Annotated in this window: 18 protein-coding genes and 2 pseudogenes; 9 read left to right on the plus strand and 11 right to left on the minus strand. The window is 38.7% G+C overall.

The genetic code is table 11. The annotated features are described in order from the left end of the window. Positions 1–80: 80 nt before the first annotated feature. From ACN19N_RS12215 to ACN19N_RS12225, 3 genes are all read left to right on the plus strand, one after another. On the plus strand, positions 81–593 hold the full coding sequence (locus ACN19N_RS12215) for a GspH/FimT family pseudopilin (protein WP_269228602.1): 513 nt from the start codon (positions 81–83) through the stop codon (positions 591–593). A 111-nt stretch (positions 594–704) separates the two neighbouring features. Beyond that, the gene (locus ACN19N_RS12220; RefSeq protein ID WP_269228603.1) at positions 705–1,880 is read left to right on the plus strand and encodes a thiolase family protein; all 1,176 of its coding nucleotides are present in this window, start codon (positions 705–707) and stop codon (positions 1,878–1,880) included. 133 nt (positions 1,881–2,013) lie between these two features. After that, positions 2,014–2,454: a VOC family protein gene (locus ACN19N_RS12225; protein WP_420001422.1), complete on the plus strand. Its 441-nt coding sequence runs from the start codon at positions 2,014–2,016 to the stop codon at positions 2,452–2,454. A 54-nt stretch (positions 2,455–2,508) separates the two neighbouring features. Here ACN19N_RS12225 and ACN19N_RS12230 read toward each other — a convergent pair whose 3' ends face one another. From ACN19N_RS12230 to ACN19N_RS12260, 7 genes and pseudogenes are all read right to left on the minus strand, one after another. Then, positions 2,509–3,921, minus strand: a complete 1,413-nt coding sequence (locus ACN19N_RS12230; RefSeq protein ID WP_420001423.1) for a hypothetical protein — start codon at positions 3,919–3,921, stop codon at positions 2,509–2,511. Between the two features lie 69 nt (positions 3,922–3,990). Beyond that, a complete protein-coding gene (locus tag ACN19N_RS12235) occupies positions 3,991–4,344 on the minus strand; it encodes a DMT family transporter (protein WP_269238419.1) in 354 nt (117 codons plus the stop codon). 73 nt (positions 4,345–4,417) lie between these two features. Continuing rightward, a complete protein-coding gene (locus ACN19N_RS12240; RefSeq protein ID WP_241334958.1) occupies positions 4,418–4,903 on the minus strand; it encodes a DUF934 domain-containing protein in 486 nt (161 codons plus the stop codon). Continuing rightward, positions 4,896–6,539 carry a nitrite/sulfite reductase gene (locus tag ACN19N_RS12245; protein ID WP_004664717.1) on the minus strand — a complete coding sequence of 548 codons (1,644 nt, stop codon included), beginning with the start codon at positions 6,537–6,539 and terminating at the stop codon, positions 4,896–4,898. The genes ACN19N_RS12240 and ACN19N_RS12245 overlap by 8 nt, the downstream gene beginning before the upstream one ends. 173 nt (positions 6,540–6,712) lie before the next feature. Then, positions 6,713–6,880: pseudogene (locus ACN19N_RS12250) on the minus strand (hypothetical protein); the annotation flags it as partial. 11 nt (positions 6,881–6,891) lie between these two features. Then, positions 6,892–7,182 (minus strand): annotated as a pseudogene (locus ACN19N_RS12255) (carbohydrate porin); the annotation flags it as partial. A gap of 124 nt (positions 7,183–7,306) precedes the next feature. Continuing rightward, positions 7,307–8,425, minus strand: a complete 1,119-nt coding sequence (locus ACN19N_RS12260; protein WP_420001424.1) for a CaiB/BaiF CoA transferase family protein — start codon at positions 8,423–8,425, stop codon at positions 7,307–7,309. A 213-nt stretch (positions 8,426–8,638) separates the two neighbouring features. Here ACN19N_RS12260 and ACN19N_RS12265 point away from each other — a divergent pair, with 213 nt between their 5' ends. Next, positions 8,639–9,652, plus strand: coding sequence for an AraC family transcriptional regulator (locus tag ACN19N_RS12265; RefSeq protein WP_269230468.1), 1,014 nt, complete (start codon positions 8,639–8,641; stop codon positions 9,650–9,652). 39 nt (positions 9,653–9,691) lie between these two features. On the opposite strand, the gene ACN19N_RS12270 is transcribed toward ACN19N_RS12265, so the two are convergent. The 3 genes from ACN19N_RS12270 to ACN19N_RS12280 form a co-directional block, all read right to left on the minus strand. After that, a complete protein-coding gene (locus tag ACN19N_RS12270) occupies positions 9,692–10,132 on the minus strand; it encodes an NUDIX hydrolase (RefSeq protein WP_269228609.1) in 441 nt (146 codons plus the stop codon). Further along, the gene (locus ACN19N_RS12275; protein ID WP_420001425.1) at positions 10,129–10,671 is read right to left on the minus strand and encodes an adenylate kinase; all 543 of its coding nucleotides are present in this window, start codon (positions 10,669–10,671) and stop codon (positions 10,129–10,131) included. Before ACN19N_RS12275 ends, ACN19N_RS12270 begins: the two co-directional genes overlap by 4 nt. Positions 10,672–10,756: 85 nt before the next feature. Then, positions 10,757–11,854 carry an agmatine deiminase family protein gene (locus tag ACN19N_RS12280; RefSeq protein WP_420001426.1) on the minus strand — a complete coding sequence of 366 codons (1,098 nt, stop codon included), beginning with the start codon at positions 11,852–11,854 and terminating at the stop codon, positions 10,757–10,759. Between the two features lie 232 nt (positions 11,855–12,086). On the opposite strand from ACN19N_RS12280, the gene ACN19N_RS12285 reads away from it, so the two are divergent. Both ACN19N_RS12285 and ACN19N_RS12290 read left to right on the plus strand, forming a co-directional pair. Beyond that, the gene (locus tag ACN19N_RS12285) at positions 12,087–13,292 is read left to right on the plus strand and encodes an acetyl-CoA C-acetyltransferase (protein ID WP_420001427.1); all 1,206 of its coding nucleotides are present in this window, start codon (positions 12,087–12,089) and stop codon (positions 13,290–13,292) included. Positions 13,293–13,569: 277 nt separating this feature from the next. Continuing rightward, entirely contained in the window at positions 13,570–15,705 is a 2,136-nt protein-coding gene (locus tag ACN19N_RS12290) for a 3-hydroxyacyl-CoA dehydrogenase NAD-binding domain-containing protein (RefSeq protein ID WP_420001428.1), read from the plus strand. Positions 15,706–15,795: 90 nt separating this feature from the next. Here ACN19N_RS12290 and ACN19N_RS12295 read toward each other — a convergent pair whose 3' ends face one another. Then, positions 15,796–16,146 (minus strand): hypothetical protein, encoded by a 351-nt coding sequence (locus ACN19N_RS12295; RefSeq protein WP_269228614.1) that lies wholly within the window; start codon positions 16,144–16,146, stop codon positions 15,796–15,798. Between the two features lie 204 nt (positions 16,147–16,350). Between ACN19N_RS12295 and ACN19N_RS12300 the strand changes: the two genes are divergently transcribed. The 3 genes from ACN19N_RS12300 to ACN19N_RS12310 all read left to right on the plus strand — a co-directional run bounded on the left by ACN19N_RS12300 (position 16,351) and on the right by ACN19N_RS12310 (position 17,996). After that, positions 16,351–16,572, plus strand: coding sequence for a hypothetical protein (locus ACN19N_RS12300; RefSeq protein ID WP_004664735.1), 222 nt, complete (start codon positions 16,351–16,353; stop codon positions 16,570–16,572). Positions 16,573–16,638: 66 nt separating this feature from the next. After that, positions 16,639–17,493 carry a patatin-like phospholipase family protein gene (locus ACN19N_RS12305; protein WP_420001429.1) on the plus strand — a complete coding sequence of 285 codons (855 nt, stop codon included), beginning with the start codon at positions 16,639–16,641 and terminating at the stop codon, positions 17,491–17,493. Positions 17,494–17,756: 263 nt separating this feature from the next. Further along, positions 17,757–17,996: a hypothetical protein gene (locus tag ACN19N_RS12310; RefSeq protein WP_420001430.1), complete on the plus strand. Its 240-nt coding sequence runs from the start codon at positions 17,757–17,759 to the stop codon at positions 17,994–17,996. Positions 17,997–18,060: the final 64 nt, after the last annotated feature.

An 18,060-nucleotide genomic window follows, 5' to 3' on the forward strand; every position in this document is an offset into this window, starting at 1 on the left:
CTAAACTTAATTTAATAAATACAGTAATTACTTAACACTTTGTTAATAAAAAAATTACAAAATTATCAAAAGGTAAAAAAATGTTAAAAGTTAGAGGATTCACTCTGAGTGAATTAATGGTCACACTTGCTATTTGTGCGATTCTAGCGTGCCTCAGTTTACCTTATTTGAATCAATTATTGATTTCAAATGAAGTAAATCATATGAAAAGAACACTCACAATTTACATACAAAAATCCAAATCTGACGCACAGATTCATCATACAAATGTGACTTTGTGTGCAAGTAAAGACTTAACTAGCTGTGATTCTGATTGGAACAGTGGACTAATTGGGTTTCTTGATTTAAATGCTAATCGGCAACGTGATTCAAATGATCCTTTATTGTATTCCACAGCATTTAATTATAAGTATGGGAGATTAGATTGGAGAGGTACATTAAGAATAAATTCACTTACATTCCAAGGTGATACAGGGCTCCCGAGAGGCTCAAATGGAAGCTTCTTTTATTGTATGAATGATTCTAATCAGCACACTCAACTCATTCTCAGCAATATGGGACAAATACGTAGTAAGGAAATTACCACGTGTTAAAAACTCTTCAGTCTAGCTTAAACGACGTAAAATACTTTATTCGCATGCTTTTTTTAATATACTGCATAGGTTTTGAACATTCTCTGCAAATTATAAGTCTGGAGACACACAATGACTGACATCGTAATTGTCAATGGCGCTCGTACAGCAATGGGCGGCTTCCAAGGCGCATTATCAAGCGCAACTGCACCAGAATTAGGTGCAATCACAATCAAAGAAGCAATTGCTCGTTCTGGTCTACAGCCAACTGACGTAGAAGAAGTGATCATGGGTTGTGTTTTACCAGCAGGTTTAAAACAAGGTCCAGCTCGCCAAGCTATGCGTAAAGCAGGTTTGCCTGATTCAACTGGTGCAGTAACCATTAACAAACTTTGTGGTTCAGGCATGAAAGCTGTGATGCAAGCTGCGGATATGATCAAAGCTGGTAGTGCTGAGATCGTCGTTGCGGGTGGTATGGAATCCATGACCAATGCTCCTTATGTTTTACCTAAAGCACGTGCAGGTTATCGCATGGGTCATGGTGAAATTAAGGATCATATGTTCCTTGATGGTTTAGAAGATGCAGAAACTGGTCGTTTGATGGGATCATTTGCACAAGATATGGCAAATAAACGTAGCTATACACGTGAACAAATGGATGATTTCGCTATACGTTCTCTACAACGTGCACAGAAAGCAATTACTGAAGGTTATTTCAAAGATGAAATCGTTCCAGTAACTGTGTCTAGCCGTAAAGGTGATGTTGTTGTTGATCAAGATGAACAACCTTTAAGTGCAAAAATTGATAAAATTCCATCGCTAAAACCTGCTTTTGCAAAAGACGGTACAATTACTGCGGCAAATGCGAGTTCAATTTCTGATGGTGCATCTGCGCTTGTATTAACCTCAAGTGATGTTGCTGCTCAACGCGGTTTACAGCCTTTAGCGAAAATTATTGCAACCGCATCAAATTCTCAACATCCTTCTGAATTTACGATTGCTCCTGTAGGGGCAATTGAAAAAGTTTTGAAAAAAGCTGGTTGGGATGCACAAGATGTTGATCTTTGGGAAATCAATGAAGCTTTTGCAATGGTTACAATGTGCCCAATTGATGACTTCAAATTAGATGCAGAAAAAGTGAACATCAATGGTGGTGCTTGTGCACTTGGTCATCCTGTTGGCTCTACGGGGTCACGTATCATTCTTACATTAATTCATGCACTTAAACGCACTGGTGGTAAAAAAGGTGTTGCGGCGCTTTGTATTGGTGGTGGTGAAGCAACAGCAGTTGCAATTGAATTGATCTAAACATTAATTCGATTAACTAAAAATCCTGCCAAGTGCAGGATTTTTTATTTTCATAATTACAAAAAATAATGCACCTGTTATTAAAATCCCGATAAGTTATGCACTGTATAAAAAAACAACAAGGAGTTCCCTCATGCAGCTCAACCATTATCTAAATTTTAAAGGACAAGCTGAACAAGCATTTATTTTTTATCAATCTGTTTTTGGCGGTGAATTCACAATAATCAGTCGCTATGGTGATATGCCACCTACAGAAGGGGTTATGTTATCAGAAGCAGATAAATGCTTAATTCTGCATGTTTCCTTACCTATTAATGAATATACCGTACTCATGGGTTCAGACGTTAATGATCAGTTCTGCTCTCCGAATAGTGTTTTCACCCAAGGCAACAATCATTATATTTCAATCAATATTGAACACGATGAAATGGAGGCACGACGTTTATTCAACCAGCTTTCTGTACGTGGTCATATTGAAATGCAATTAGAAAAAACCTTTTGGGGCGCACTGTATGGTGCTTTCACTGATCAGTTCGGAATCAAATGGATGGTCAATTGTCAGCTTGAAGAATAAGATAATTTTGTTGATGCAATATAAAGCCTATATTGCATCAACCACATCATTCACTTAAAGACTTCCGAGTATTTTCTTGACGTCTACATCTTCAAAAATCTCAGAATATTGCTTCATAAAAACTGGCAATTGCTGTTTCATTTGGTCTTTCTGAATCACTGTCCATCGTGGCGGATAGATTTCATAACTTAGAAACTGTAGACGGCATCGTAAATGATAATAAAAATCCTGCTGATCTTTTTCTGTCTGTATATATTCTTGTTGAGTAACAAACCAATATAGCTGATCCCATAAACTATAGCCTTGTGTTAAATCGAGTCTCTGCTGTAATGACAGATTATCTTTAACTAAAGATAAGTACTGTTTGAGTTCATCCAAAGTTGGTTGAGTATCACTACATACCTTTGCTTTAATAAAGTTGTGCGGTAATAACTTCTGTTGGGTTAATGCAAAATAATCTAAATACTGGTGAAATTGAATAAACTTTTGCTTTAACGCAAACAAAACCAAAGCATTCGCAATCGGTTTAATTTCAATTTTTTCAATGATCTCAAAAAACTGTGCTTGCTCCCCTTTAAATAAAACCCATTGATATGCTCGAATTTTCACCTGCTGTGGACTGAGCAACTCGATCGGATACTGATTAAAATAATTTTCAAAATCAAAATTTTGTTGTCTTAATGCAAAATAAGCATAATCCATAACGGATAAAAAACGACTATGCCATAATTCAATAATATCATCAGTATTTAAAATTTTTCTTTGATATAAAACATCAAATAAATAATATTGAACATCTCTAAATTGACTATGTTTTAATTCAAATAATAATGTTTGGTCTGATTCATTTTGAGCAATATGATCTAACCAAAATTTACGCACGATTTGATCTTTCGCAATTTTAGATAATTCAAGTAATTGCTCCTGCTTAATCCATTGATTTTCTACAATATAATTCAATAGTACACGAGGTAATTGACCTTGTTCAGAAATAACGGTGCGCTGCAAATAATCTTTATTTTTCGCTACAGTATTCAGTAATAAATTTTCAATTTCAGGGACAGTACGTACACGTTGTTGTACTGCAGCAATCTGTAAAAAATGATCTATACACAATTGAGTAAATTCAGGACGCTGACTCCAACATTGAATATGTTGTGCTGCCAACTCTCGATTGATTTCCACATAATCACTTAAACGAAATAATAAGGCAGGAAACAGTTCTTGTTCGTAGCAATCCTTTAAATGTTCTAATGTTCGTTGTCGCGCATAACCATCATAATCTCTCAGTAACCATATCAACTCATCCAAACTCTTTCTAATAAATGGAATGTCTACGATTTCTGGTTCAGGCTGAGGAATATTCGATATACGTGTTTGTTCAAGCGCTTGGCGTTCTGCCAATATTTCGGCTGTATTTATATATGGCTCAGATGAACAAAATATCTTTTTTAAAAATTTAAACATGTTCTTTCTAAATAAATGTTTTAATTTTTTATAACAAATTTAAAAATAGCTGTCATTCTATATTCATTATTAAACATCAATATTTGAATACTGGGCAATAATCATTAATCCTATTGTAATAAATCCAATCCCAACCCACCCTGCTACATCAATATGCTGTCCTAAAAAAACTTTTGCTAAAGCAGCTGTCGCAATAACACCTAGTCCAGACCAAAGCACATATAAAATCCCAGCCTGCATATATTTCAATGCAATCGCAGCACAAGTAAAAGAAACAAGATATAAAACCAAGGCGATTCCTTGATCGAGCTTATTCACTAATCCATTTGCTTTGGCAGAATAAAAAGTTGAGAGTACATCCGTTGCGATGGCGAAAAGCAGCCAAATCACCCCAGGATTTATTTTTGTAATAAAGGTCAGCATTGTTATTCTTCAATCTATATTAATACGCAATAAAAAAGCTGAACCTGAGTTCAGCCTTTTTAATTAAATAAGCTTAAGCACCTGTTTGGTAACTTGCTTGTGGCACAGCCGTGGATGCTTGATAAGGATTGGTAAAATCTTGAAGTCCAGCAGCGGCTTCATGAATGTCTTTACCTTCTTTAACCACAAAACTATCAAAGCCAGAACGTTTTAAATAATTCAAAACATCCTTGAAGATATCACCAACAGCACGTAACTCGCCTTGATAACCTTGACGGCGTAATAATGCTGCAAATGAATAACCACGTCCATCATTGAAACCAGCAAACTCTATGAAGATTGTATCCAACTCATTCAATGGAAATTGATGAGTTTCAGGTGAATCATTGACAGTAATGTATAACGCTTTTTTAGCTTGTACATTTGCCAACTGATCAAGTTGAGCAGTTGTTACAACCACATCACCTTGTGGAATCACGCCATCTTCAGCAATCACTTGATAAGTATTATCAGCAATCGTGCCATCTTTGAACAGCACTTGTAGCGATGTATTAAGCATAAGCACGCTCCTTAAATGGTTGGATACCTACACGGCGATACGTATCAATGAAACGCTCACCTTCAGTGCGTAGATCAAGGTAAGTATTGAGGATTTCTTCAATGACATCAGGTACTGCATCAGCAGCAAAAGATGGTCCTAAGATATCACCGATAGATGCATCATGATTCGCGTTGCCACCTAGCGTGATTTGATAGAATTCTGCACCTTTTTTATCTACACCAAGGATACCAATGTTACCCACATGGTGATGACCACAAGCATTCATACAGCCTGAGATATTCAGATCAAGTTCACCAAGATTATAGATGGTATCTAAATCATCAAAACGACGGCTAATCGCTTCTGAAATTGGAATTGATTTGGCATTTGCCAATGAACAGAAATCACCGCCTGGACAGCAAATAATATCGGTAATAAAACCAATATGCGCACGTGCCATATTGTTCTGTTCTAAGGTTTGCCACAATTCAAATAAATCTTTTTGTGGGACATCCACTAGTGAAATATTTTGTTCATGTGTGGTACGGAACTCACCAAAAGTATACTTATCCGCTAAATCCGCAATTAAGTTCATTTCTTCAGTGGTGACATCGCCTGGAGCTACCCCTGCACGTTTCAAAGAAATCGTCACAATACGATAACCTTTGACTTTATGTGCATTGGTATTCACGTTGAACCATTGTTTGAATTTAGGATATTCAGCAAACAATGCTGTGAAATCTTGATCTTCTAAATCTTGATAATCAAATGGAGTGAATTCTTCATCTAATTTTTTCAAGATCTCAGGCTGAATCTTCAATGCTTCACGTGTGTGTTCAAATTCGGCTTCAACTTTTTCAGCAAATACTTGTGGCGTTAATGCTTTTACCAAAATTTTGATACGTGCTTTGTATTTGTTGTCACGACGACCATGCAAGTTATACACACGTAAGGTCGCTTCTAAATAAGCAATCAAATCTTCACGTGGTAAGAACTCACGGATTATACTACCAATAATTGGAGTACGACCTAGACCACCACCCGCCATGATTTTATAACCGATTTCGCCTGCTTCATTGCGAACGATATAAACACCAATATCATGGAATGCAGTTGCAGCACGATCTGTTTCTTCTAAAGCAGAAACTGCAATCTTGAACTTACGTGGTAAGAATGCAAATTCAGGGTGGAACGTACTCCACTGACGAATTAATTCACATGTTGGACGTGGGTCAGCAATTTCACCTGCAACCACACCTGCAAATTGGTCAGTCGTTGTATTACGAATACAGTTACCAGAGGTTTGTACGGCATGCATTTGTACTGTTGCTAGCTCAGCAAGAATATCAGGTACATTTTCTAAAGCAGGCCAGTTCAACTGAATATTTTGACGAGTTGAAACGTGGGCATAACCACGATCATATTCAGTCGCAATTTCAGCAATTTTTCTAAGTTGTTTAGTATTCATCAAGCCATACGGCACAGCGATACGGAGCATAGGTGCATAACGTTGCACGTACAGACCATTTTGCAAACGTAATGGACGATATTCGTCTTCGGTCAATTTTCCTGCTAAATAGCGTTCTGTTTGATCGCGAAACTGGGCAACACGTTGGTTAATCAGTTGTTGATCGAAATCCGTATATAAATACATGGCGTATGGCTAGTCATTCATTATAAAGGCGACTAGCATAGCGAGCTTTTATTCATCAACAAAATGCTTTTTTTGCATATTTAATAACGATTTTATTGATAAGCCTATCTAATTGCCACAAATAGAAAAAGCTCAGATAAATCTGAGCTTTTACAATCATTTTCTAAATGAAATTAGTTCTTATCTGGCAATGTGTAAGCGACTAAATAATCACTCATTTTAGTCCCAAATGAACCATGCCCACCCGCAGGTAAACGTGCTTCCCATAACTTATCGCTATTTGAAACATTGAATGCACGAAGATAATTATCTTGGGTTGCTGCAACGAACATCACTGCGCCTTAGTATCTTACCAACCTAGAATTTTATTGAGATCGAAGTGTGTGCCTAAAGCCAATTGCCCAGTAAATTCATTACCGTGACTAGAAGACTGTTTAGCATCTAAAACTCCTGCAAATTCACCTGTGTAATCCGCAGAAAAGCGATAACCCTATTCTTGTAACGCAGTGCGTTGACCGTTCCAATCACCAAACAACCACTGACCCTTTGGATCAAATGCTGAAGTTGCTTGAGCATGTTGTACAACTAAACTTAATGATAGAAAGGATAAACAAGAAACAATCTGAACGTGAGAGATTGTCATGTTTATGTAACCTTTTATATTCTTATTTATAAAAGGTTACTCTGATTTTTTTGATAACAATTTATTTAAAACGTTAACAAACTGTACGACATCTTAACAATCAGTGATAAATATCACATATTATCTACCACTTACCCTCACCTAGACCCTGACCAATAAAGGCATATTTAATTTGTGAACGTGAGAATTTAATTGGACATGCCAATTGCGCTTCGGTTTGTTCACTATTTTCAGATAATGGTACATCCACAACCCAACCACGTTGTTCAGCAATTGGAGAAACCAATGCTTCGTCAAGGCTCAAAACAGGTTCCACACAAATATCTAAGGTTTTAAAAAGTTGCTGCCATACTACAAAATCTTGGGTTTTAAACTTTTCTTGTAATGCTTGTTTCACCGCTTGGCGGTCTTCTGCATCAAATGATGTGCCTTTGGCAAGAAGTAATGGTAATTCTAAAGCCGCAGCCAAACCTGCCATAAATTGTGGTTCTAAACTACCGACTGAGAAATAACGCCCATCTTGAGTCTCATAATAATCATAGAAACTTGCACCATTGAGCATACCCGTTTCAGGGGCTTGTGGTGTTTGCCCTGCCAAACTTGCAGAAGCAGCCATACTATTTAAACTTGCCACACAATCTGTCATGGAAATATCAATATATTGTCCAAGACCACTACGTTGACGCTCAACAACCGCAGCTAAGATACCAATCACCGCATGCAAAGAGCCACCTGCCACATCCGCAATTTGAATTCCAAGTGGTGGTGGGCCACTATCTTGACGACCACTATGACCAGAAACACCCGCAAGTGCCAAATAGTTAATGTCATGTCCTGCCCGATCTTTATAACTTCCCGTTTGACCATAACCCGTAATCGAGCAATAGATGAGACGCGGATTAATCTCTGCCAAAGTCTCATAGTCCAAACCTAAACGGCGCATGACATCAGGACGGAATTGTTCAAGCACAATATCAAACTCAGAAATTTTATTTTTGATCAGTTCAATATTACTTGGATCTTTTAGATCAAGTGCAATCGACTGTTTATTTCGATTCAGATAACTGTGCGCAGTGGCTTGCCCATTGGCATAGGGTGGCATAATTCTCACGAGATCTGGACGCGTTGGTGATTCAACATGGATCACTTCTGCACCCATGTCAGCAAGATACATACTTGCAAATGGTCCAGGTAATAAAGTAGAAAAATCGAGGACTTTCAATCCTTTTAAAGCAGATGGCATAATAATTTTTACTCAATTTGTTTAAATTTTCTTTTATACTAGGTACTGATAAACACAAAAACAATGTCATGTTCAGCCATTTACCTTGATAGTTTCGGCAATTTAACATGTACGTATTGAGCAATTATTTTTCTTGTCAATTGCCCAATTTGATATTTTAGACGGTTATTTAGGTCAATTATCGTGAATAGTAAAGAAACTGAAGGATTCAATATGAGCCGTGATACGATCAGCATCCACTTCGTGAATGCGGCTTTAACAGGTGTGAAACGCCTAGGCATGGACGTTGAAACATTACTTTCACATGTCGGCATAGAAGCAGAACTGTTACGTCAGCCAAAAGCGCGTATCTCTCCCGAACAATATACCCGCTTTGTTAAAATGTTATGGATGGTCACTCAAGACGAACATGTGGGTTTTGATGTACAACCCCGCCGTTTAGGTACATTTGCCATCATGTGCCAATTGATCATCCACTCCAAGACGCTTGGGCAAGCACTCGAACTTTCCTCACAATTTTACAAATTATTCGGTGATGAATGGTCTGTAAGTTTAGAGCGCGATAAACACGAAGCTCGTTTAGTGCCTCACATTCCTAAAGCGCTTGACCCTGATCATTTCATTACTGAAAGCATGCTGATGATTTGGCATGGACTTGCTTCATGGTTAATCGAACGCCGACTACCTTTGGAACGTGTACATTTTGGCTATGAACGCCCTAACCACGCCGATGAATATGATGCGCTATTTTTTGCGCCTGTGATGCAATTCGATGCACCACGTACAGAAATCACTTTTGCTGCTGATTATCTCGATTTACCGATACGCCAAGATGACAAAACCTTAGAAGAATTCTTAAAAGCTGCGCCTGCACAATTATTGGTAAAATTTAAGAATACCAACTCCCTAACTTCACGTATTCGTGATGTGTTGAAAAGCCAAATTGGCGAAGAAATGCCAACACTGAATGATGTTGCATCAATGTTGTATTTATCACCACAAACGTTGCGCCGTCGTTTAGCTGCGGAAGGAAAAAGCTATCAAGGTGTGAAGGATGCGTTACGTCGTGATGCTGCAATTCACTTATTACTCACCCCTAATCTCACCCTTGAAGATGTCGCTCAACAAGTCGGCTTCAGCGAAACCAGTACCTTCCACCGTGCCTTTAAAAAATGGACGGGAGTTACGCCTGGTTTATATCGCCAACTGCATGGACAGCATTTGTAAATCAAATGTTCTACTAGATAGTCTGAAAACTCAGGCTATCTATTCTGATGATTGAGCAAATAACCATTGCTCTATCCCTTTGGGATAAACAGGAAATCGGCTAAATTCGATCTGCTCTCGGCTCAGCCATTGCGCAATGTATGTGAAGCCATTGGTTTCGTGACCCTGTATCTCGGCTTCGTTATATAATGCGGAGTCCACAAATTCAGCATCATATACAAAAACAATTTCATGCCCTTGTTGACCATCAAAACTGAATAGATTTTCCAGTACGCAAATAAGTTTAGGCTGAGCAATCTGTTGCTGAATTTCTTCTAGAACTTCTCTTTCAATCGCTTGTACAGAAGTTTCGCCAAACTCTATTCCACCGCCAATTGGTCTGAAAAAATATTCATCCTTATTAGGATCATAGCCTTTGGCAAGTAGTACCTTATCCCCATAACGAAATAAGCAAAGGGCTTTTGCTCCTATACGTGTCATTGTACAACCTTAATTTGCTGTAAAAATTCTGCTGCTTGTTTCGGTGAAGTTAGATGAATAAATTGAATATGTTGATACTTTTGATCCTGCATCATCATTTGATATTTTGTTTTATTTCTAGGATATTGCTGAATCAACCAAATAAAAATTGATTGTTTAGAAAACAATAGCTTTAAACTCTCCCGATTATTAGAGTTTTCCCATAATTTTCTTTGGCTTATAAGATTGAATAAACTCCGTTTCATTAAATGAAAAAAATTTCTAGAAAACGAGTAATCCAACCAAACTATGGTATCTATTTTCACCAATTTTAACGACATAGTACGAGTATAATTACCATCCAATACCCAACCACCTGGAGTACGATCCATTTTATTTTTTAATTTTTCAAAAAACACCTCATCCGTTGGTTCTTGCCAATCGTCTAGCCAAAACAAATCATCCATTTCGATGTATTGTAATTGTTGCTTTTGGGCCAACAGACGAGCAAATGTCGATTTACCTGAACCAGTCGTACCAATGACATTGATAAACTTCATTTTTTATGAGCACACTAAAAATGGCAGACAAGTTTAACGAACTTGCATCTGCCCGTGAAGGATCAGATGCAAGTTATTCAAATTATTATCTTTCTCGTGCAGCTTGAATAAGTTTCCCTGCATTTTCACCTGCCACTTGCCAAGTCAGACAACGTACACTACCTCCCATTGGACAAACACTTTCCGCATTGATCGGAATCACTTTCTTCGAGGTATTTTGCTTAATAATACTCAATGCTTTTTGGTCATGTGGCATATTAAAAGTCGGTACATAAATATTGTTATGCGTGACCGTGGCATTCAGATTCACGCCACATGCCGATTCAAAACCATCCCACTGACCTTTTGGATTGGTCTTATACTCAACAGGCACTTCCACAATTTTTGCACTTGGAAATGAAGTTTTCAACTCATCCATCACCGTTGTTCTAAATGATGGTGTTTTTGAATAATCATTCACAAGCAACGTGTTTTTATCAACCCAACTCACCATCCCATCTGAATGTGCAAGTACCTCTTCATCGGGTTCTAGGATGGCAACTTCTTTCGCACCTAAAACCATTTTTAATTCTTGTTTCGCCTCATCATAACTCAGCTCATTATCTTCCATAAAACGAGTAGTGGTGATCACTCGACCTGCATAATCATCAACCAGATTGCCGCCATCAATCATCAGATCAGTTTTCGCTCTTTGAATTTGATAACGGCCTGCAAAACGACTAAAACTTTTCTGCACTGCTTTACTTTGCTTCTCACTCATCGAAGCCCATGTATAGATAAATTGTACAGGTTTAATTGGATTGACTGTGGTGAAGTCACGCATCCAAATATCTCGTACATCATCCACCAATAAAATGTCTTCAGGAACTTTACCCGTGAAATAAGGCTTAGTATCTTCATCGACCAAAATCACCACATTATCATTGCCGAGAATGGATTGAGCATAATTAATTTGAAAGTCCACAATCCGTTGAAAAGCGGGTTTATAGTAAAGATCATGGATAGAGGGTGCAGACAAAACTAAAAGCATTTTGTCATCAGCGGGCTGATTTGAGTAAGTTTGGCTCACTTTATTTTTATCCTCTACTACTTTGTTATTTTCAATATTCCGTCCAGATGAATCGCATCCACAAAATGGCAGCATGAATGCTATCAGGGCATAGTAAGACTTTGGTTTTATCATGTGCTTTCGCCCATCTTTTCTATCAATCATTTCCAAACATTAGTCTAATCGAAGATGTCGCTAGACATGTAAAAGAGCACCAAAGTTAACAATTTGATGGATCACTTGCTTAACCCATCAAATTGGCGAAAAACATCAAACTTGCCAATGTTTATCATCATTGCACTGCCACTTAAATTGAGTACACTCGAAGCACAATGATTTTTAATTTAAGGCAATACAAGGAACAGCTATGAGCGAGGCCTATATTATTGATGCCATTCGCACACCACGCGGAAAAGGAAAAAAAGACGGCTCATTACATGAAGTAAAACCAATTACTTTACTCACAACATTATTGAATGAATTACAACAACGTCACCAACTCGATACCTCTAAAGTCGATGATATCGTTTTAGGTTGTGTTACACCAATTGGTGATCAAGGTGGCGATATTGCCAAAACTGCTGCGATTGCCGCAGGTTGGAATGATGATGTTGCGGGTGTACAAATCAACCGTTTCTGTGCTTCCGGTTTAGAAGCAGTAAACTTGGCGGCACAAAAAGTTCGCTCAGGCTGGGAAGATGTTGTGGTTGCTGGCGGTGTAGAGTCCATGTCGCGTATCCCGATGGGTTCAGATGGTGGACCGTGGGCGCTTGATCCTGAAACCAACTTAAAATCTTCTTTTGTGCCACAGGGTGTGGGTGCAGACTTGATTGCAACCTTGGATGGTTATAGTCGTGCAGATGTCGATGCTTTTGCAGTTGGCTCACAACAAAAGGCTGCTGCTGCTCAAGCAAATGGTTATTTCGATAAATCAGTTGTGCCTGTGAAAGATCATGCAGGTGTAACAATCCTAGAAAAAGACGAATTTATCAAAGGAACGACCACTGTTGAAGGTTTGGCAAAACTGAATGCTAGCTTTGAAATGATGGGTCAAATGGGCTTCGATGCTATTGCTTTACAGAAGTATCCTGAAGCGCAAAAAATTAACCATGTGCATCATGCAGGCAACTCATCAGGCATCGTCGATGGTGCTGCGGTGGTGTTATTGGCTTCTGAAAAAGCAGTCAAAGAACAAGGTTTGAAACCACGTGCAAAAGTACTTGCAACTGCATTGGTGGGTACTGACCCAACCATTATGTTGACTGGTCCTGCTCCTGCTACACGTAAAGCATTAGAAAAAGCAGGCTTAAGCATCGACGATATTGATTTATTTGAAGTGAATGAAGCTTTTGCTGCTGTGGTGATGCGTTTTATCACTGAATTGAAAGTTCCTGCCGAGAAAGTCAATGTCAATGGTGGTGCAATTGCGATGGGACATCCTTTAGGCGCAACGGGCGCTATGATTCTAGGTACGTTATTGGATGAATTAGAACGTCAAGGCAAGAAGCGTGGTCTAGCAACATTATGTGTGGGTGGTGGTATGGGCATCGCTACCATTATCGAGTTGGTGTAAATCACTCAAAACCTCCCTGAAATATGAGACTCGGAAACGTCATTCGCAACCTGCATAGTATCTACAATATATTGTTTCTGCGATAAATTGTATAAATGAAAGAATTGAACAGGTTTTGCGAATGACAATGGTTTTGCCTACTTTTGACGAAACAAAAGTAGGTCGAACCGAAGGTTTATCCTAAAACTAGATGAGAGCTTAACAAGACGCTGCGATGCTTATATTTACTTATGCAGGTCACTTACGATTAAGCTCATAAAATATTGGACGATGATGTATGAGCGCTATTAAATACGAAAAAAACGCTGACAATATTGTAATTCTTACCCTTGATTCATCGGGTCAATCTGCAAATACCATGAATGCAGAATTTCGTGACTCACTCAATGAAATCAGCCAAAAGCTGAAAGCTGAAACTGATCTAAAAGGCATTATTTTCCGTTCTGCGAAGAAAACCTTCTTCGCTGGTGGTGACTTGGATGAACTGATTCAAGTGCAACCTGAACATGCGACTGAATTTTTCAAAATGATTGAAAAACTCAAAGGTGACTTACGCACGATCGAAACTTTAGGCGTACCTGTCGTTGCCGCTTTAAACGGTACAGCACTTGGTGGTGGTTGGGAAATCGCTTTAGGTTGCCATTATCGTATTGCGATTAATGATCCAAAAACCAAGTTTGGTTTACCTGAAGTGACTTTGGGCTTACTCCCAGGCGGTGGTGGTATCGTCCGTATGGTACGTTTGCTTGGCTTACAAAATGCATTCCCGTTCCTCATGGAAGGTAAGCAATTTGGTGTCGATAAAGCAAAATCACTGGGTTTGGTACATGACACGGCTGAGAATGAACAAGAGCTTTTAGAAAAAGCGATTGCTTGGGTGAAAGCTAATCCGAAATCACAGCAACCATATGATGTGAAAGGCTACAAAATCCCAGGTGGCAGTCCAAGCACTCCTGCGGTTGCACAAGTGCTTGCGATCGCCCCTGCCATGCTGCGTGACAAAACCAAAGGCTGTTACCCTGCGCCTGAAGCAATTATGGCTGCCGCAGTTGAAGGTGCGCAAGTCGATGTGGATACCGCTTTACGTATCGAGTCACGTTACTTCACTCAACTGACTGTCGGTCAAGTTTCTAAAAACATGATCGGTACATTTTGGCATGGTCTCAATGCTATTAAATCAGGTGCCAGCCGCCCTGCTGATGTTGCAAAATGGCAAGTCACCAAAGTCGGAGTGCTGGGTGCAGGCATGATGGGTGCAGGGATTGCCTACTCAACCGCAATCAAAGGTATTCCTGTCGTACTCAAAGATGTGTCTGTGGAAAATGCAGAAAAAGGCAAAGCTTATTCACAAAAACTTCTTGATAAGCGTGTTTCACAAGGTCGTATGTCAGCGGAAAAACGCGATCAAGTGTTAGCAATGATTACTGCAACAGCGGATGCGGCAGATTTGCAAGGCTGTGACTTAATCATTGAAGCAGTATTTGAGAATCAAGAACTCAAAGCTAAAGTGACTCAAGAAGCTGAACAATATTTAGTTGAAGGTGGTATTTTTGCTTCAAATACCTCAACTTTACCAATCACAGGTTTGGCAACTGCAAGTAAAGATACCAAGAACTTTATTGGCCTACATTTCTTTAGCCCTGTAGACAAAATGCAATTGGTAGAAATCATCAAAGGTAAAGAGACTTCTGCTGAAACATTGGCTAAAGCCTATGACTTTGTTCAGCAAATTGCCAAGACTCCAATTGTTGTCAATGATAGCCGTGGCTTCTTTACCAGCCGTGTCTTTGGTACGTTCATTCAAGAAGGTATGCGTCTTCTTGCCGAAGGTGTTCATCCAGCGAAAATCGAAATGGCAGCGCTCAAAGCAGGTATGCCTGTGGGGCCTCTTGCGATTCAGGATGAGGTTTCTTTAACTCTCACTGAGCATGTTGCAAGCGAAACCCGCAAAGCGCTACAAGCTGAAGGGAACGACTTACCAAAAACCCCTGTAGATGAAGTGGTTCACACCATGATTCACGAGCTGAATCGTAAAGGTAAAGCAGCAGGTGCAGGCTTCTACGACTACCCAGAAAATGGCAAAAAACATTTATGGGATGGACTCAGCCGTTGGAGCAAAGACAATCAGATTCCTGAACAGGACATCATTGATCGCTTCTTGTTTGTGCAGGCACTCGATACCTTACGCTGTTATGAAGAAGGTGTTTTGGAGTCTGTCATTGATGCCAATGTCGGCTCGATTTTCGGAATCGGTTTTGCGCCGTGGACAGGTGGTGCGATTCAGTTCTTGAATCAAAATGGCGTTGCGAAATCGCTACAACGAGCAGAGGAATTAGCAGCTAAGTACGGTGAACGTTTTACAGCACCTAAGTTACTCAGAAAACATGCTGAATCAGGTGAAATATTTAAATAGTATGACGCTTTTACACTAAGCTGTTTGTATTTCCTCCCTCTTTGATCAAAGAGGGAGGAATATTTATTTTAGACTTTTAAAAATTAAGGTTTAACCTAAGAACCAAACTCTTTGAGGCTCAGGTCTTTCGACCACTTTTTTAGGTTGTTCCGCTGCGGCAACAGGCGCTTTCACGATATTAAAAGACCGTGTTAAATGATTTACATGACTTTGCAGTTCGGTATCATCAACTGTTTTTGCATAATCAATTAGGTGCTGAGCATACTCTTGATTTTCTACCATATAAAGAACATCAACCACACGCCCTGTTACTCGTCTTAAACGTACATAAAATTGTGTAACAGCTGCAAAAACATCCGTATCTGTTGAATCCAAAATCATTTTTTTCTCCATCATATTTTGTTTTTCATCAATCTTGTTATGACCTTCAAAGTAGACCATTATCCTGATACTGCTCAGCTTCTTATCTACCTTGAAAGAATCTGTCTTCATTGGATTGAATACTCTTCCTATTTTAACAATCTCATAATGCAATCCATATTCGACAAAAGTCGATTTTTAGCAGAGTAATTAACATCTACACAATCAGTTGATAATATTTTTATGTTATAAGGCTATTTATTTTCTCTCTTTAGGAAAAATCCTATGTCTGAAAAACTCTGTCCAGAAACCTCCCCTTGGGGGTGGAAAGCACTCATTATCACATGTATTTTAAGTTTTCTTTTTATGGTGATTTTTTACTTGGCAATGAATAACGAACCAGATTATATGCCAATGAATCAGAAGAAAGCAGCAGCTCAATCTGAAATGTCAGAGTCATCGATGACAACCGAAACAATGCATGCTGAGCATGAACATCATCACTAAAATATTATTGTCGATCATGATGAATCCGTGTTAAACAGGGATTTATCATGTTATTCGAGATTTTCAATGCTTCACCAAAATCGTCAGGCACTGGTTGTTGAAGGTGGTGGAATGCGTGGTGCATTTACCAGCGGTGTCTTAGATGCATTTTTACAGCAACAATTTAATCCTTTTGACCTTTGTGTTGGTGTTTCTTCTGGTTCAACCAATGTCGCAAATTACTTAGCTGCTCAGCAAGGTCGTACTTTGCAAATTTATTTAGACCACTCACTTCGTTCTGAATTTATTCAATATGGTCGTTTCTTTAAAGGTGGCGATTTACTGGATTTAAAATGGATGTGGGATGTAGTTGAAAAAGAATATCCTTTAAATCAGACACATCTATTTGAAAATCATCCTGAATTTTATATGGTGCTCACCCATGCAATTTCAGGCGAAGCTACTTATATCAAGGCATCTAAAGACAATATTCTAGATGGATTAAGAGCATCTAGTTCGATTCCAGTTTTGACACGTCAAGCAGTTGACGTATTTGGTGAACCCTATTTTGATGGTGGTGTTGCAGATGCCCTACCCGTACATTGGGCAGCTCAACAACATGATGTTTCAAAACTCATGGTACTGCGAACACGTCCTCAAAATTATTATAAAGCTAGCAGCAAAGGTGATCAGTTACTCGCTAAATATATGTTTCAACAAAAGCGTGGTTTTGCAAAAAGCTTACTTTCAAGAACTCGACGTTACAATGATTCTGTACAATTTGCACGTTCAGCATTAGGACAAAAAATCCTTGAAGTTTGTCCACCTGATTTAAAAAACATGGCTGGTCGACTTTCTAAAAATAAAGCAAAAATCCGCTATAGCTATGATGTCGGGATCGAAACCGGCTTAAAAGCAATTGAAGATTGGAAAAATCTTTAAATAAAGTAACAACCAAGTCTTGAATGACCCAAATTTAAGACTTGGCTTTCCCACCCACTTGATCAAATCATTTACTTTCTGTGATTTTTTATCTTAGATGGAATTCAAAGCACTGACTTTTGTAAATCCATGCTTTTAATTCAGTCAAAATATAAATGGATAAACGCCACTCAAATGAATCAGAAAGCCATATAATATTTAAGGTTTTATTAATTTTATTGATTAATGCTACAACCTTAAAATTTTAATTTTTGGAATTTATGATGAGCAACCAACCATCACCACAAAAAAACTCAAATGAAGAAACGGTATTAGGATGGAAGTTTGTCATCATTGTCGGTGTACTAAGTACGATTTTTCTCAGCTTTTTCTATCTAGCGATGTCTCAAGAGCCTGATTATATGCCGGGTGCGCAACGTAAAGCCCAACAACAAAAAGAGCTTGCTCAACATGAACCTGCTTCTGCTGCATCAGAAGTTATTGAGGATAAGCAACAAAAGTAGCATCAGAATATGGGCTTACATGATCTTGATCACACTCCATAGATAAGCCCTTTCAACACGATTT

Origin of the sequence: Acinetobacter sp. LF10 (assembly GCF_048585715.1) — a bacterium.
Taxonomy (GTDB): Bacteria; Pseudomonadota; Gammaproteobacteria; order Pseudomonadales; family Moraxellaceae; genus Acinetobacter.

What these genes read in the sequence shown, in the direction of transcription:
- ACN19N_RS12295 (WP_269228614.1), bottom strand. Translation starts at nt 16,146, where the DNA reads ATGGTCTACTTTGAAGGTCATAACAAGATTGATGAAAAACAAAATATG.
- ACN19N_RS12310 (WP_420001430.1), top strand. Translation starts at nt 17,757, where the DNA reads ATGAGCAACCAACCATCACCACAAAAAAACTCAAATGAAGAAACGGTA.
- ACN19N_RS12280 (WP_420001426.1), bottom strand. Translation starts at nt 11,854, where the DNA reads ATGATAAAACCAAAGTCTTACTATGCCCTGATAGCATTCATGCTGCCA.
- ACN19N_RS12275 (WP_420001425.1), bottom strand. Translation starts at nt 10,671, where the DNA reads ATGAAGTTTATCAATGTCATTGGTACGACTGGTTCAGGTAAATCGACA.
- ACN19N_RS12245 (WP_004664717.1), bottom strand. Translation starts at nt 6,539, where the DNA reads ATGTATTTATATACGGATTTCGATCAACAACTGATTAACCAACGTGTT.
- ACN19N_RS12240 (WP_241334958.1), bottom strand. Translation starts at nt 4,903, where the DNA reads ATGCTTAATACATCGCTACAAGTGCTGTTCAAAGATGGCACGATTGCT.
- ACN19N_RS12290 (WP_420001428.1), top strand. Translation starts at nt 13,570, where the DNA reads ATGAGCGCTATTAAATACGAAAAAAACGCTGACAATATTGTAATTCTT.
- ACN19N_RS12215 (WP_269228602.1), top strand. Translation starts at nt 81, where the DNA reads ATGTTAAAAGTTAGAGGATTCACTCTGAGTGAATTAATGGTCACACTT.
- ACN19N_RS12235 (WP_269238419.1), bottom strand. Translation starts at nt 4,344, where the DNA reads ATGCTGACCTTTATTACAAAAATAAATCCTGGGGTGATTTGGCTGCTT.
- ACN19N_RS12265 (WP_269230468.1), top strand. Translation starts at nt 8,639, where the DNA reads ATGAGCCGTGATACGATCAGCATCCACTTCGTGAATGCGGCTTTAACA.
- ACN19N_RS12225 (WP_420001422.1), top strand. Translation starts at nt 2,014, where the DNA reads ATGCAGCTCAACCATTATCTAAATTTTAAAGGACAAGCTGAACAAGCA.
- ACN19N_RS12270 (WP_269228609.1), bottom strand. Translation starts at nt 10,132, where the DNA reads ATGACACGTATAGGAGCAAAAGCCCTTTGCTTATTTCGTTATGGGGAT.
- ACN19N_RS12285 (WP_420001427.1), top strand. Translation starts at nt 12,087, where the DNA reads ATGAGCGAGGCCTATATTATTGATGCCATTCGCACACCACGCGGAAAA.
- ACN19N_RS12230 (WP_420001423.1), bottom strand. Translation starts at nt 3,921, where the DNA reads ATGTTTAAATTTTTAAAAAAGATATTTTGTTCATCTGAGCCATATATA.
- ACN19N_RS12260 (WP_420001424.1), bottom strand. Translation starts at nt 8,425, where the DNA reads ATGCCATCTGCTTTAAAAGGATTGAAAGTCCTCGATTTTTCTACTTTA.
- ACN19N_RS12220 (WP_269228603.1), top strand. Translation starts at nt 705, where the DNA reads ATGACTGACATCGTAATTGTCAATGGCGCTCGTACAGCAATGGGCGGC.
- ACN19N_RS12300 (WP_004664735.1), top strand. Translation starts at nt 16,351, where the DNA reads ATGTCTGAAAAACTCTGTCCAGAAACCTCCCCTTGGGGGTGGAAAGCA.
- ACN19N_RS12305 (WP_420001429.1), top strand. Translation starts at nt 16,639, where the DNA reads ATGCTTCACCAAAATCGTCAGGCACTGGTTGTTGAAGGTGGTGGAATG.